The sequence below is a fragment of the Rhodococcus sp. OS5 genome, from assembly GCF_056837585.1.
The window spans coordinates 1548997-1563519 of the sequence record NZ_CM166368.1; the positions used below are offsets into that span (position 1 = coordinate 1548997).

Annotated in this window: 13 protein-coding genes, 1 pseudogene and 1 riboswitch; all 14 genes and pseudogenes read left to right on the forward strand. The window is 63.2% G+C overall.

Going from position 1 to position 14523, the window contains the following annotated elements:
- Positions 1-83: 83 nt before the first annotated feature.
- Entirely contained in the window at positions 84-1058 is a 975-nt protein-coding gene (locus ACVZUB_RS07255) for an amino acid ABC transporter permease (protein WP_003944440.1), read from the forward strand.
- Positions 1055-1840 (forward strand): amino acid ABC transporter ATP-binding protein, encoded by a 786-nt coding sequence (locus ACVZUB_RS07260; protein WP_020968833.1) that lies wholly within the window; start codon positions 1055-1057, stop codon positions 1838-1840. Before ACVZUB_RS07255 ends, ACVZUB_RS07260 begins: the two co-directional genes overlap by 4 nt.
- A 34-nt stretch (positions 1841-1874) precedes the next feature.
- The gene (locus tag ACVZUB_RS07265) at positions 1875-2846 is read left to right on the forward strand and encodes an ABC transporter substrate-binding protein (protein WP_209448436.1); all 972 of its coding nucleotides are present in this window, start codon (positions 1875-1877) and stop codon (positions 2844-2846) included.
- Between the two features lie 10 nt (positions 2847-2856).
- Positions 2857-3967 (forward strand): annotated as a pseudogene (locus ACVZUB_RS07270) (FAD-dependent oxidoreductase).
- 8 nt (positions 3968-3975) lie between these two features.
- Positions 3976-4566: a GNAT family N-acetyltransferase gene (locus ACVZUB_RS07275; protein WP_050768581.1), complete on the forward strand. Its 591-nt coding sequence runs from the start codon at positions 3976-3978 to the stop codon at positions 4564-4566.
- 17 nt (positions 4567-4583) lie between these two features.
- A riboswitch (SAM riboswitch) is annotated at positions 4584-4678 on the forward strand.
- Between the two features lie 8 nt (positions 4679-4686).
- Entirely contained in the window at positions 4687-4776 is a 90-nt protein-coding gene (locus ACVZUB_RS07280; RefSeq protein WP_310504006.1) for a putative leader peptide, read from the forward strand.
- 136 nt (positions 4777-4912) lie between these two features.
- Complete coding sequence (locus ACVZUB_RS07285; protein WP_003944291.1) at positions 4913-6550, forward strand: ABC transporter substrate-binding protein; 1638 nt, start codon at positions 4913-4915, stop codon at positions 6548-6550.
- Positions 6551-6552: 2 nt separating this feature from the next.
- Entirely contained in the window at positions 6553-7551 is a 999-nt protein-coding gene (locus tag ACVZUB_RS07290) for an ABC transporter permease (protein WP_210378170.1), read from the forward strand.
- Positions 7544-8434: an ABC transporter permease gene (locus tag ACVZUB_RS07295; RefSeq protein WP_482628268.1), complete on the forward strand. Its 891-nt coding sequence runs from the start codon at positions 7544-7546 to the stop codon at positions 8432-8434. Before ACVZUB_RS07290 ends, ACVZUB_RS07295 begins: the two co-directional genes overlap by 8 nt.
- Positions 8431-10053: an ABC transporter ATP-binding protein gene (locus tag ACVZUB_RS07300; RefSeq protein ID WP_333831565.1), complete on the forward strand. Its 1623-nt coding sequence runs from the start codon at positions 8431-8433 to the stop codon at positions 10051-10053. Before ACVZUB_RS07295 ends, ACVZUB_RS07300 begins: the two co-directional genes overlap by 4 nt.
- Positions 10040-11158, forward strand: a complete 1119-nt coding sequence (locus ACVZUB_RS07305; RefSeq protein ID WP_209448439.1) for an LLM class flavin-dependent oxidoreductase — start codon at positions 10040-10042, stop codon at positions 11156-11158. Before ACVZUB_RS07300 ends, ACVZUB_RS07305 begins: the two co-directional genes overlap by 14 nt.
- 24 nt (positions 11159-11182) lie before the next feature.
- Positions 11183-12553: an NtaA/DmoA family FMN-dependent monooxygenase gene (locus tag ACVZUB_RS07310; RefSeq protein WP_058038522.1), complete on the forward strand. Its 1371-nt coding sequence runs from the start codon at positions 11183-11185 to the stop codon at positions 12551-12553.
- Positions 12550-13374, forward strand: a complete 825-nt coding sequence (locus ACVZUB_RS07315) for a DUF1684 domain-containing protein (RefSeq protein WP_209448440.1) — start codon at positions 12550-12552, stop codon at positions 13372-13374. Before ACVZUB_RS07310 ends, ACVZUB_RS07315 begins: the two co-directional genes overlap by 4 nt.
- Positions 13371-14513: an LLM class flavin-dependent oxidoreductase gene (locus ACVZUB_RS07320; protein WP_063314815.1), complete on the forward strand. Its 1143-nt coding sequence runs from the start codon at positions 13371-13373 to the stop codon at positions 14511-14513. The genes ACVZUB_RS07315 and ACVZUB_RS07320 overlap by 4 nt, the downstream gene beginning before the upstream one ends.
- The last annotated feature ends 10 nt before the right edge of the window (positions 14514-14523 follow it).

Below are 14523 nucleotides of genomic sequence, written 5' to 3' on the forward strand. Positions count from 1 at the left end.
AGCGCACCAACTCGAGGACACAGCTGCGTTCCCATTTCCCCGAAAGGTCTATTCGTGATGTCCACTCCGTCAGGTAGCGCGCCGTGAGCGCGCCCACCGATGTCCGCCCCGAAAAGTCGGTGTCCGAGTCGCAACTTCCCGACTCGGAGCTTGTCGTCGCTCGCACCTGGCACCCGCTGCGCTGGGTGATCAGTGCGGTCGTGCTGGTCCTGCTTGCTCAGTTCATCCACGGGCTCGTCGTCAACCCCGGCTGGGACTGGCCGACGTTCGCGCAGTACTTCACCGCGAAATCAGTGCTCGCCGCGTTGTGGATGACGATCAAACTGACCCTGTGGGGGACGATCCTCGGGTTCGGTCTCGGTGTTTTCCTGGCACTCGGTCGGTTGTCGAAGAATCCGGTCCTGCAGGTGATCGCCTGGACCTACATCTGGGCCTTCCGCTCGATTCCACTCATCGTGCAGTTGCTCTTCTGGTTCAACATCACTTACCTGTACCAGACACTTTCTCTCGGAATACCTTTCGGTCCCGAGTTCTTCACCTTCCAGGTCAGCGGTGTGATCGGCGGATTCACCGCGGCAGTCATCGGTTTGGCGCTGCACCAGGCTGCATACTCGGCCGAGATCATTCGCTCCGGAATCATCTCGGTGGATCACGGTCAGATCGAAGCTGCTCACTCGCTCGGCATTCCGCGCAGTCGCCAGTTCTTCAAGATCGTTCTCCCGCAGGCAATGCGGGCGATCCTCCCCAACGCCGCCAACGAGGTCATCGGACTCTTCAAGGGAACGTCGATCGTCTCCACCATGGCAATCGCCGAACTGTTCTACCAGGTGCAGGTCATCTTCGGACGCAACGGACGAGTCGTGCCCCTGCTGATGGTCGCCACGATCTGGTACATCATCCTCACGACGTTGCTCTCGATCGGTCAGTACTACGTGGAGCGCCACTATGCACGAGGATCCGCCCGTGCTCTTCCGTTGACTCCGGTACAGAAGGCGCGCAAGAAGTTCGAAGAGATTCGCGATGCGCGTCTCGATATTCCGAGAGGTGCGACCCGATGACCGCAGAACTGGCCGAAGAGACGGTGTATGCCGTCGAAGCGCGCGGAATTCACAAGTCCTTCGGCACGCTGGAAGTACTTGCCGGCGTTGATCTCCTGGTCCGCAAGGGCGAAGTGACCGTCATTCTCGGTCCGTCGGGTTCCGGTAAGTCCACCTTGCTGCGAACCCTCAATCACCTCGAAAAAGTCGACCGCGGAACCGTACGGATCGACGGAGAGCTGATCGGATACCGGCGCAAGGGAAATCGACTCCACGAACTGCGTGACCGCGAGATCCTGAAACAGCGTTCGCACATCGGATTCGTGTTCCAGAACTTCAACCTGTTTCCGCACCTGACCGCGTTGGAAAACGTGGTGGAAGCGCCGCTCTCGGCCCAGAAGCGTGATCGTGACGAGGTGTACCGCGAGGCCCGCGCACTGCTCGAGCGAGTGGGAGTGGGGGACAAGGCGGACGAGTATCCCCGCCAACTCTCCGGTGGCCAGCAACAGCGCGTCGCGATAGCGCGAGCGCTGGCACTGCGGCCGGCGGTCATTCTCTTCGACGAGCCGACGTCGGCGCTCGACCCGGAACTGGTGGGCGAGGTTCTCGAAGTCCTGGCTCAGCTGGCCCGTGACGGCGCCACCTTGGTGATCGTCACACACGAGGTCGGATTTGCTCGGGAAGTGGCGGACACTGCGGTCTTCATGGACGGCGGCGTCATCGTCGAACAGGGCCCGCCTTCGCAGGTGATCGACAATCCGGTCCACGAACGGACCAAAGCCTTTCTCTCCCGCGTCCTCTGACGCGACCCAGACTCATTCCCGGAAGGAAAAATTGATGTTCTCCACATCCCGTCGCGCGACTTTTCTGATCTCGGCGCTTGCCACCGTCGGATTGCTCAGCGCTGCATGCAGCAGCGCGGACGCCGAGTCCGACGGCGCCCAGGTCACCGCTGCTGCGGGTTACAACCTCACGGCCGATCAGAACCGCATCAGCACCGACAAGGTGGATTCCATCGCCGCCGAGCTACCTCAGGACATCCGCGATCGTGGCACGCTGCGCGTCACCGGTAGTGCCGGTTCCGCTCCGCCGCTCCGTTTCTACGCCGACGACGACACCACCCTCATCGGTTCCGAGACCGACTTCGCCTATCTGATCGGTGACGTTCTCGGCTTGAAGGTCGACCTGCAGACAGCAGATTGGGCACAGAACTTCGTCCGGATCGACTCCGGTGAGGCCGACGCCTTCCTCTCCAATGTGACTGTCACAGAGGAGCGTAAGGAGAAGTACGACTTCGCGACCTACCGTCTCGACACCCTCGCCTTCGAAGCCAAGAAGGGTGCCGGAATCTCCATCAAGGAACCCAAGGACGTCGCGGGCAAGAAGATCGCCGTCTCCTCGGGCACCAATCAGGAAGCGCTGCTGGTCAAGTGGAGTGAGCATAACGTCGCGGCCGGCCTGGCGCCTACCGACATCTCCTACTACCAGAACACCACCGACTACTACCTCCCGCTGCAGTCCGGCCGGATCGACGCCTACTTCGGCCCGAACCCGTCGTCGCAGTTCCACGCCAAGCAGTCGGGGGAGACCGAGGTTGTCGGTGAGTTCTCCGGGGCCGGCGACACCCTGCAGGGGCAGATCGCGGTGCTGGTGAAGAAGGACAACGGCCTGATCAAGGCGATCAACGACGCGATCAACCACACGATCGAGAACGGCACGTACCAGCAGATCCTCGAGCGCTGGAACATCACCAGCGAAGCCGTCGACACGTCCCTGATCAACCCGCCCGGCCTTCCGAAGACCAAGTGAGCTCTCGTCCATGAGTGAGATTTTCGATGTGATCGTCATCGGCGGAGGACTCGTCGGGTCCTCCGCCGCCTGGCGGCTCGCGGCACGCGGACGTAGCGTCGTTCAGCTGGAACAGTTCGGGCCGGGGCACAAGCACGGTGCGTCGCACGGTACTTCGCGCATCTACCGGCAGGCGTACGACAATCACCTGTACACAGGTTTGGCGGCCGACGCGCTGCCGCTGTGGCGGGAGTTGGAGACCACGACGGACATCGGGTTCCTGGAACTCACCGGTGCCGTTGATCACGGCCTGCCGCAGGCCGTGCAGTCCAAGGCGAAGATACTTCTCGAGGCGGGCATCAAGGGTGAGATCCTCACCCCTGCCGAGGCGTCCGCCCGTTGGCCGGGGCTGCGATTCGACACCACGGTGCTCCATCATCCCGACGCAGGCCGGTTGCACGCGGACCGCGCCGTGACCGCTCTGAAGGCGGGAGCGGTGTTTGCCGGTGCCGAGGTCCGTCACGATGTTCGGGTGTTGGCACTCGCGCGAGCGTCCTACGGCGTGGACGTGGTGACGGACAGTGGAACGCTCGCAGCTCGTCAGGTCGTGATCGCGGCCGGTGCGTGGACTGCGGACCTGATCGCAGACAGCGGTCTCGGCTCCGAGATCGTATTGCCGACACTGCGCACGACACAGGAACAACCAGCACACTTCGCACCGCTCGATCCCGGAGTCGAGTGGCCGAGTTTCGTTCACCACACCGGCGCAGAATTGGAGACCGCGGGGATCTACGGGCTTGGTTCCGAGGACGGGATCAAGATCGGCGAACACGCGACCGGGCCGGTGGTGACTCCGCAGACCCGTGACTACACCCCTGACGTCGACGGAGAGCGGCGATTGGCCCAGTACGCCGAGTCGTGGTTGCCCGGTGTCGATTCCACCCGTGTCGAGTCGCTCACCTGCCAAGTACACGAGCACGCCGGACAGTAACTTCGTCATCGACCGAGTCGGCGCCGTCACAGTGGCGGCGGGGTTCTCGGGGCATGGGTTCAAGTTCGGTCCGGCCTTGGGTGAACTTGTGGCGGACCTCGTCGACGGAACCACCCTCGCTCCGGAAGTTTTCAGGCTGGGGGAGCGTTGACCAGATTCATGGAGGAAAGTGTTGTGGCACTGGAGCTCGGAACTCGGCAGCTCGAGGGTATCGGAGCGGTAGAGGTCTATTCGGTATCGCAGGACGATCCCCTGGCAGCTCCACTGATCGCAGAGTTGGCACTCGAATACAGTTCGCGTTACGGCGGGACTCGCGAAGCGATGCTCGAGGATCTCACGACGTATCCGGCAGAAGAATTTGCCTATCCGCAGGGTGCGCTTCTGGTGCTCACCCACGACGGTCTGCCGATCGCCGGCGGTGCGTTTCGTCAATTCGATTCCACCACTGCCGAACTGAAGAGAATCTGGACATCGGTCGACTATCGGAAGCGCGGCCTCGGCAAGGCCGTCGTTCGCGAGTTGGAACGAGAGATCGAACTTCGTGGATACAACCGTGTGTTTCTCACGACGGGTCCTCGGCAGCCGGAGGCCGTCGCGCTGTATCTGTCCAGTGGATACACACCGCTTTACGACGCTTCACTCTCGCCCGAAGAGGTGGGCATCCACCCGTTCGAGAAACAACTTCGGGTCCTCGAAAATGTGACTCGAGCAGCAATTCCTACCGACCGGGTTGACAACACCCGGGTTTGACCTCGTACACTTGCGAACGACCATCCAGAGCGACCGAGAGACCTGGCTCATTGAAGTCGCAGCAACCCCCCGAGTGATCGGGTGCGGGTGCTACCGCCAGGACCGATGGAGGAACACGAAATGAAGGCAGTCGAAGGCGGTTTCGATACCGCCTGGTCGCGTCGTCACGTAGACCTGTGCCGCACCGCGGGATCTTTCTGTACCAACTGACCTCGGTCAGTCATTCACACTCAGGCGAGTCGTCGACAAGTCTGTTTTCTCTTCTCTCACAAGTGATTCGTGCTCGATCGCCTTTTCGTCTCAGGCGACGGGTGCGCTCTTCGGCATGCCTCTTTAGGAGTTCTTGGTGTCTTCGCCCTCATTCGGTGCCCGCAAACGCGCGACCGTAATCGCCGGTATCGGTGCTGTCTCGGTTCTCGGCACCGTCCTCGCCGGCTGCAGCAGCGGGAGTGACAGTGCTGCCGACGCAGGCCCCGCCCAGTCCGGCGGAACCCTTCGCTACGGTCTGTCGCAGGCGCCGACGTGCGCCGATCCGGCCCAGGCCGGCAGTAACCAGACCGTGTATGTCACTCGGACAGTGGTGGATTCGCTTACCGATCAAAATCCCGACACCGGAGAGATCACCCCGTGGCTCGCCAAGAGCTGGGAGATCAGCCCCGACGCCGCTAGCTTCACGTTCGTCCTTCGCGACGACGCCACCTTCAGTGACGGCACACCGGTGACGGCGGATTCGGTGAAGAAGACCTTCGACTCGGTCAAGAACCTGGGACCGAACGCGTCGTTGGCGAAGAGTTACCTGTCCTCGTACACCGGTACCGACGTCGTAGATGCTCACACGGCGAAGATCAATTTCTCCGGACCCAATGTTCAGTTCCTGCAAGCAACTTCGACGCCACAGCTCGGAATCCTCGCCGATTCCACCACCGCGCTGGCATCCGAGCAGCGCTGCCCCGGTGCAGCGGTGATCGCCTCCGGACCGTTCGTGTACACCGACTGGCAGCAGGACAAGAGCGTCAAGATCGCCAAGCGTGCGGGATACAACTGGGCCTCGGATGCGGTCGCGCATCAGGGCGAGGCGTACCTCGATGGCGTCGACTTCACGGTGGTTCCCGAATCCGGTGTGCGGGCCGGCAGCGTGGCCTCCGGCCAGCTCGATGCGGTCAGCGATGCGCTTCCGCAGGATGCGCCGCAAATCGAGGGCGCGGGTGGACGAATCCTCACAAGGCCGAACCCGGGTGTGAGCTTCTTCTTCCAGCCCAACGTCAGTCGCGGCGTTCTCGCTGATCAGGCTGTTCGTCAGGCCATCATTCCCGCGATCAACCGCCAAGAACTCGTCGACACCGTTCTGGATCCGTCGTTCTTCCCGGCCACGAGCCCGCTGGCTCACACCACTCCGCTCTACAGCGACGAATCCAGTGTCGTGACGTACGACGCCGACAAGTCGGCGAAACTCCTCGACGCGGCTGGTTGGAAGACCGGCAGCGACGGTATCCGCGAGAAGGACGGGCAGAAGCTCACTTTCAGCGTCACCTTCAGTCCGGTGTTCTCGGGTAACCAGGCCATCCTCGAGCTCGTGCAGCAGCAGCTCAAGAAGGTCGGCGTCGACCTGCAGCTCAACTTGGTCTCGAACGGTGAATGGACCGAGAAGGGAGTATCGGGTGATTACGATTCGCTGTATTACAACAGCACTCGCGCGGACGCCGACATCTTGCGGGCATCGTTCAGCACCGAAGGCCGCAACCTGAACCGTCGCGGCGCAGATCCGGAGCTCGACAAGGTACTCACAGACCAGCTTGCAGCCACGGACAACGGCCAACGCGGCGAACTGGTATCCACCGCACAGGAATTGATCCTCGACCGTGGACTCTCCATCCCCACCATCGAGCTCTCGCAGGCCATCGGCGCCGGATCGAGTGTGCAGGACCTGAACTTCGAAGCCTCCTCGCGCCTGCAGTTCTACGACGCATGGTTGTCGGGTAAGTAATCATGACTCGATACGCACTCACCCGACTGGGCCAGGCCGCTGTGGTTCTGTGGGCCGCCTTCACCATCTCGTTCGTGATTCTGTTCCTCCTGCCGAGTGATCCCGTCAGCATGGCTGCCGACTCGTCCGGTCAGGGTGTTGCAGTGGATCAGGCTGCGCTCGATCAGCTTCGGGCACGGTACGGCTTGGACCAGTCGGTGTGGGTGCAGTACTGGACGTCGCTGACGAATGCTCTTCGCGGCGATTTCGGTACGTCCATCTCCACCGGTCAGTCGGTGACGGATGCCATCTTCTCGGCGCTGCCGAGCACTCTGGTCTTGGCAACCACCGCTTTGGTTCTGGCCGTGTTGTTCGGAGTGGCGATCGCGTTCTTCGCTACCTACACCCGCAAGCGGTGGCTCGCGAATCTGTTGTTCTCGCTGCCGCCGCTGGGTGTGGCGGTGCCTACCTTCTGGGTTGGCCTGATTCTTCTGCAGCTGTTCTCGTTCCGTCTGCACATCTTCCCCGCTTTCGGAGACAAGGGATTCGCAACGGTGATTCTTCCGGCGATCACCTTGGCGATCCCGACCGGCGCGGTGATCGCGCAGGTGCTCACGACCAGCCTGCAGTCGACGCTACGTTCGCCGCACGTGGAGACTGCGTACGCCAAGGGCGCAAGCCGTTGGCGCGTGCAGACCCGTCACGCGTTGCGACTGGCGAGCATTCCGGCATTCACCATTGCCGGTGTGCTGGTCGGCACGCTGCTGGCGGGCTCGGTGGTTGTGGAAACGGTGTTCTCCCGCGCGGGCGTCGGCCGTCTGACACAGACGTCGGTGATGGCGCAGGACATCCCTGTGGTGCAGGGAGTCGTTGTGTTCGCCTCTCTCGTGTTCGTGCTCGTCAACCTCGCGGTCGACCTCTTCTACCCCTTGATAGATCCACGGATCATCCAGACGAAGAAGAGTCACACCGAAAAGTCGAATACCGAAAGCTCGACCGATCTGGAGCCGGCTCATGTCTGACACATTGATCGAACCCCTACTCCTCGATCCGACCGTCGAGGCGAAGGCACCTGTTGTTTCGCGCCGAAAGTCCACGGCCATCGGCTGGATCCGAAAGCCCGGCTTGGTGATTCCGGTGTTGATCGTGTTGCTTGCCATCGGCTTTGCCGTCGCACCCGGATTCTTTGCCAGCGGCGATCCGTTGTCCGGTGTCCCGGCGGACAAACTGCAGGGCCCGAGCCTGGCTCACTGGTTCGGAACCGACAATCTCGGTCGTGACCTGTACACACGGTTCGTGCACGGCGCCGCGCTGTCCCTGACCGCAACCTTGGTGGCGGTCGGAATCGCATTGGTGGCGGGATCGATAATCGGTTTGCTCGCGGGCTTTGTCGGTGGCGTCGTCGACGCCGTGCTGATGCGCACCGTCGACGTGCTGCTGTCCATTCCGGCGCTACTGCTCTCGTTGGCACTGGTGACCGCACTCGGCTTCGGCACCATCAACGTCGCCATCGCGGTCGGCGTCAGCATGGTCGCGAACTTTGCGCGAGTGATGCGTGCCGAAGTGATGCGGGTGCGCGGCGCTCAGTACGTCGAGGCCGCGTTCGGTTCGGGTGTGCAGTGGCTCGGTGTCCTGCGTCGGCACGTGCTTCCCAACTCCTACGCGCCGGTGGTCGCGCTGTCCGCTGTCGAGTTCGGGCAGGCAGTACTGGCGGTGTCGGCTCTGAGCTTCTTGGGATTCGGCGCCGTTCCGCCTACCCCGGAATGGGGATCGCTGGTATCCGAGGGACGTAATTTCCTCGCCAATGCCTGGTGGATGACCACACTTCCCGGTCTCGCGATTGTCGCCGTGGTCATCTCGGCACACCGTATCGGCCACGAGATCGAAAGGAACAACCGGCGATGAGCACGACCGAGGAACAGTTGCTTTCCGTCACCGACTTACAGATCGCCTACGGCGCCGAGCCCGCGGTATCCGGCGTGAGCTTCACCGTCGGTCGGGGCGAAGTAGTTGCGGTGGTCGGGGAATCGGGTTCCGGTAAGTCGACCACGGCCCACGCGATATTGGGTCTGCTCGCCGGCAGTGGCCACGTCACCGGCGGGACCGTCGAGTTCGAGGGTGAACAGATCGACTCGTATTCCGACCGTGCGTGGCAGCGAATCCGCGGCGCGCGTATCGGTTTGGTGCCGCAGGATCCGACGACCTCGCTCAACCCGGTGACGAGGATCGGCGACCAGGTTGCAGAAGTCCTCCGGATCCACGGCCTCGCAGACCGTCGCAAAGCCCGGTTGGACGCCGTCGAGGTGCTCGAGCGCGCGGGTATCGACCGGCCGGAAATCCGAGCACGCCAGTACCCGCACGAGCTCTCCGGCGGTATGCGGCAACGAGTTCTGATCGGTATCGCGCTTGTCGCGAACCCGGCCCTCGTAATCGCCGACGAGCCGACCAGTGCTCTGGACGTCACGGTTCAACGGCGCATTCTCGACCATCTCGACGAGCGGATTGCCGAATCCGGTGCCGCCGTGCTCCTGATCACGCACGACCTGGGTGTGGCCGCAGACCGCGCGGACCGGATCCTGGTGATGCAGGGCGGCAGGATCGTCGAATCCGGCCGCACCGCAGATATTCTGGACAACCCGCGAGACGAGTACACGAAGAAACTTCTGAGCTCTGCGCCGAGCCTGTCCTCGGGACCAGTCGTTCGCCCGGTCCGCCAGGACACCAGCCCGTTGCTGACCCTGACGGGAATCACCAAGCACTTCAACGTCGGACGCGGGAGTTCGATCACCGCGGTGAACGAAGTGTCGCTGACTGTTCCGAGGGGTCAGACGGTGTCGCTGGTGGGGGAGTCGGGCTCCGGCAAGTCGACCACGGCGCGCATCGCCGTGCGGTTGGAGCAGGCGGATGCCGGCACCATCTCCTTCGACGGCCAGGACATCACGAAGGTCAAGGGCAGCGACCTGCGTGAGCTGCGCCGAAGGATCCAGCTCGTGTATCAGAACCCCTATGCATCCCTCGACCCGAAATTGTCGGTCCAGGACATCGTTGCGGAGCCGCTGCGGGCCTTCAAGGTTGGTGGACGCAGCCAGCAGCAGACTCGTGCGGCAGAGTTGCTCGATCAGGTTGCACTTCCCGAGCAGTTCCTGAGCCGCAAACCGGCCGAACTCTCGGGCGGCCAGCGTCAACGGGTGGCGATCGCTCGTGCGCTCGCGTTGAAGCCGGATCTGCTCGTTCTCGACGAACCCGTCTCCGCTCTCGACGTCTCGGTGCAAGCGCAGATTCTGGCGCTACTCGACGAGTTGCAGCGAGAACTGGGCTTGACCTATCTCTTCATTTCCCACGATCTGGCGGTTGTTCGCCAGATCAGCGACGTCGTCGGCGTCATGCAGGCCGGGCGATTGCTCGAAATCGGCACTACCACCGAGATTTTCGACAATCCCCGAAACGAGTACACACGCACACTTCTCGACGCGATCCCCGGGCGGGATCATTCGACACGAAAGGCCGAACATGTCCGAGCGTAGTTCCGGAGCATTCCTGGTCGGTCTCGAATTCGAGGGCACCGGAGCTCATCCGTACTCCTGGCGACGCGAGGACTCACGCGCCGAAGATCTGTTCACACCGTCGTACTGGGTGGACCTGGTGACCACCGCGGATCGGGGTGGGGTGGATCTGGCGTTCCTCCCTGACTCGTTCGGACTGCAATCCGAAGGCCGGCACGCAGTGCGCGGGAGATTGGAGGCGGTGGCAACTGCGGCGCGGCTGAGTGCCGTGACCTCGCGCATCGGTCTGATCCCCACTGCGACAGTCACGCACACCGAGCCGTTCCACATTTCCAAGGCCGTCGCGAGTATCGACTACTCGTCTGCTGGGCGGGCCGGTTGGCAGGTCGCGGTGTCCGACACCGCCGAGCAGGCGGCGTTGTTCGGCCGAAAGACAGTGCAGGGTCCTGAGTCTGCGTGGGAGGAAGCGTCCGAGGCTGTCGAGGTGGTCAGTCGGCTGTGGGACAGCTGGGAGGACGACGCCGAGATACGGGACGCTGCGAGCGGACGATTCATCGATCGAGACAAGCTGCACTACATCGACTTCGAGGGAAAGAACTTTTCCGTCAAAGGGCCGTCCATCACGCCGCGCTCCCCGCAGGGGCAGCCGCTGATCGCCGTCGACGCGAGCAGGCCGGAGGCACGCGAACTCGCGGTTGCGCGCGGAGATCTGATTCGGATCTCGGCAACCGATCTCGCCGAGGCCAAAACTACGGCCAAGCTGGTCCACGCGAGTGCCGCCGCCCTCGGGCGCAGCGTCAGGGTTCTCCTCGACGTCGACGTGCTTCTCGGCGCTGATCGCGGAGCCGCCGACGACGCTCTGGCGGAACTCGAGGAATGGGCGGGAGCGCCGTACGCCCCGCACTCGCTGTTCTATCGCGGTGACAGTGCCGGCCTGACTGTCCTCCTTCGCGAGATCGGTGGGCTGGCCGGGGTCGACGGTGTTGTCCTGCGTCCCTTGGCTTTGGCTGCCGCAGTGGAGAAGATCGCGGCGGACGTGGTGCCGACTCTCAATCCGCGACCGACTACCGGCCCGACGCTGCGCGAGCGGTTGGGTTTCGAGTTGCCCGTCAATCAGTTCGCGTAGCGCGAGCAAAGAACAGGAACACCGATGACACAGAACAGGATTCGCAAGCAAGTTCACCTGGGTGCTCACTTCCCCGGCGTGAACAACACCACGGTGTGGACCGATCCGGCGTCCAAGAGCCAGATCGAGTTCAGCTCGTTCGAGCATCTCGCCCGCAGTGCCGAACGCGGATTGTTCGACTTCTTCTTCCTCGCAGAAGGGTTGCGCCTGCGCGAGCATCAGGGCAAGATTCACGACCTCGACGTGGTCGGCCGCCCGGATACGTTCAGTATTCTCAACGCGGTTGCCGGTGTGACAACGCATCTCGGCCTGGCCGGGACGATCAACACCACGTTCAACGAGCCGTACGAGTTGGCCAAGCAGTTCTCGACGCTCGATCATCTCTCCGACGGCCGCGCCGCCTGGAACCTGGTCACCTCCTCGGACGCCTTCACCGGCGAGAACTTCCGCCGCGGTGGCTATCTGGAGCATTCCGAGCGGTACGCACGCGCAAACGAGTTGGTCGACGCAGTACGGACGCTGTGGGACAGTTGGAGCATCGATCGTCCGATCGTCGACCGTGAGCGCGGCGTTTTTGCCACCGACCAGCAGGTCGGTCAGTTCCACCACGCCGGTAAGCAGTTCGATATCACCGGACGCTTCGAAGTTCCTCGGAGTCCCCAAGGGCACCCAGTTCTGTTGCAGGCAGGTGATTCCGACGAAGGACGCGAGTTCGGCGCCGCCAAGGCGGACGCGATCTTCACCGGGCACGGAACGCTCGAAGCAGGCAAGGCGTTCTACGCCGACGTGAAGGGACGCCTGGCCAAGTACGGACGCACGCACGCAGACCTCAAGATTCTCCCCGCCGCCACCTTCGTGCTCGGTGACAACGCCGCGGACGCACAGGAGAAGGCGTATCACATCCGGCGGCAGCAGGTCGGACCCCAGACTGCCATCGCTTTTCTCGAACAGGTTTGGGGCAGAGACCTTTCCCAGTACGACGCCGACGGCCCGTTGCCGAAGGAAGATCCGTCGGACGACGTCAACATCACCCGCGGACGCGTCCGCCACGTCAAGGATCCGCGAGCGGTCGCAGATCAGTGGCGTGCCAAGGCCGAGGCCGAAAACCTCAGCATCCGTGAACTCATCATCGAAGTGACTGCCCGCCAACAGTTCGTGGGTAGCGCCGCCGAGGTCGCTGCCGAGATCGACAGCTACGTCCAGGGCGACGCAAGCGACGGATTCATCCTCGTTCCCCACATCACCCCCGCGGGCCTCGACGAGTTCATCGACACCGTCGTACCGGAACTACAGGACCGCGGCAGTTTCCGGACCGAGTACTCAGGAACCACCCTGCGCAGCCATCTCGGGCTGCGTCACCCGCACGAGCAGGCTGAAGGAGTCCGCGCATCATGACCGTTACCGACACTTCCACCAGCACCTTCACCGGCGATTGGAATGCCTGGCACGCCTCGCGCGACGCCACCTTCGGCGAACCCCTCGGCTGGCTGAGCCTGACTGCGTTGCATTGGCTGGTGGACACCGATTCCACCTTCGCAGACCTACCTGGTGCATGGCGCGCCGACGCGAATGCCGTGGTCGTCACAGCAACGGCGGCAGACGATCTCTCGATCGACGGAGTCGCAGTGGACGGTTCAGCCACTCTGAATCCGATCGAGGGGGCGCCGGGACTGATCGTCAAGCAGGGCGCGCGGTTGGTCGAGGTCATCCGCCGCACCGGCGAGGTGGCTCTGCGGATCCACGATTCGTCGGCCCCGGCTTTGGCGCAGTTCAGTGGTATCCCGACCTTCGAGCCGAACCCGCAGTGGCGCATCGAGGGTGTCTTCACAGCTTTCGAGGAGGCTCGCACGGTGACGACGGGTGCGGTCGTCGAGCGCCTCGAGCATCATCACGACGCCCGCGGAACCATCAGCTTCGAACACGACGGTGCAACGCATACGCTGATTGCGTTCGCGGGCAGGGACAACGGCTTTCACATCCTGTTCACCGACGCGACCAGTGGTGTGTCCACCTACCCGGCCGCCCGCTCGCTGCACGTGAGCGCACCTGAACCCGGTGGCGCGGTAGTCCTCGATTTCAATCGGGCGTCGAACCTGCCCTGCGCGTTCACCGATTACGCGACGTGCCCGGTGGCCCCCGCCGAGAACCGCCTGGCGTTCGCGGTGGAAGCCGGCGAGAAGACACCGGACACCCGCTCCGAAAGCGGGCCGAGGTGAGCGCGCCGCTGTCCGTACTCGACCTCTCGCCGATCAGTGAGGGCGGAACGGCCCGCCAGGCTTTGCGGAACTCGCTGGACCTCGCTCGTTCTGCCGAAGCGTGGGGATACAAGCGTTACTGGGTCGCCGAACACCACTTCGTCGGCGTTGCCTCTTCGTCGCCAGCAGTGCTTGTCGGGCTGATCGCGGCCGCCACCAACACCATTCGTGTCGGCTCGGCCGCCGTGCTGCTGGGCAACAACACGGCGGCTCAGGTGGTCGAGGCCTTCGGTACCGTCGAAGCGTTGTATCCGGGTCGTATCGATCTCGGTATCGGGCGCAGCGGACAGCGTCGGGTGGAGGCACTTCGCGCCGTCGCTGCCGGAACGCCTGCGCCGGCAGAATCGAAGCGAGAGAACGTCGTACGCGACGGCGTCGTGATCCCGGCACCCTTCGATCCAACCGGTCTTCTCACGTCACCGCGGTTGCAGGCGTCGTTCGAGGCATTGGCGTTTCCGGGCGCGCAGGCGCCCGATTTCAAGCAGCAGGTCGACGACATACGCTCGCTCCTGAACGGTACCTACAGAACCCGCGACGGCATCGAATTGCACGCCAGTCCCGGCGAGAATGCCGACGTCGAACTGTGGGTGTTCGGAAGCAGTGCGGGCCCCAGTGCCGAGCTCGCCGGACGACTCGGATTGCCGTTCGGTGCGAATTACCATGTGGCGCCCTCGAGTACGCTCGATGCCGTCGAGGCATACCGTGCAGCATTCCGACCGTCGGCAGTTCTGTCGGAGCCGTATGTCGTCGTCTCCGCGGATGTTGTTGCTGCGGAAGACGATGCGACGGCGAGAGAGTTGGCGTCTACGTTCGGGCACTGGACGCACAGCATTCGCAGCGGACACGGCGCCATCCCGTACCCCGATCCCGCGACAGCGCTCCCACTTTCCGACGCCGACAAAGCAGTGGTGGAGGATCGGCTGATCACGCAGTTCGTCGGTTCACCGTCTACCGTCGCCGACAGGCTCGACAGTTTGCAGAAGCTCACCGGAGCGGACGAATTGGTAATCACCGGGGTGACCCATCGGCACGAGGATCGTCTGCGCTCGTACGAGCTGCTTGCCAAGGAATGGGGACTACCCGCACTACTGGCAGCGTGAGTTTGCCTTG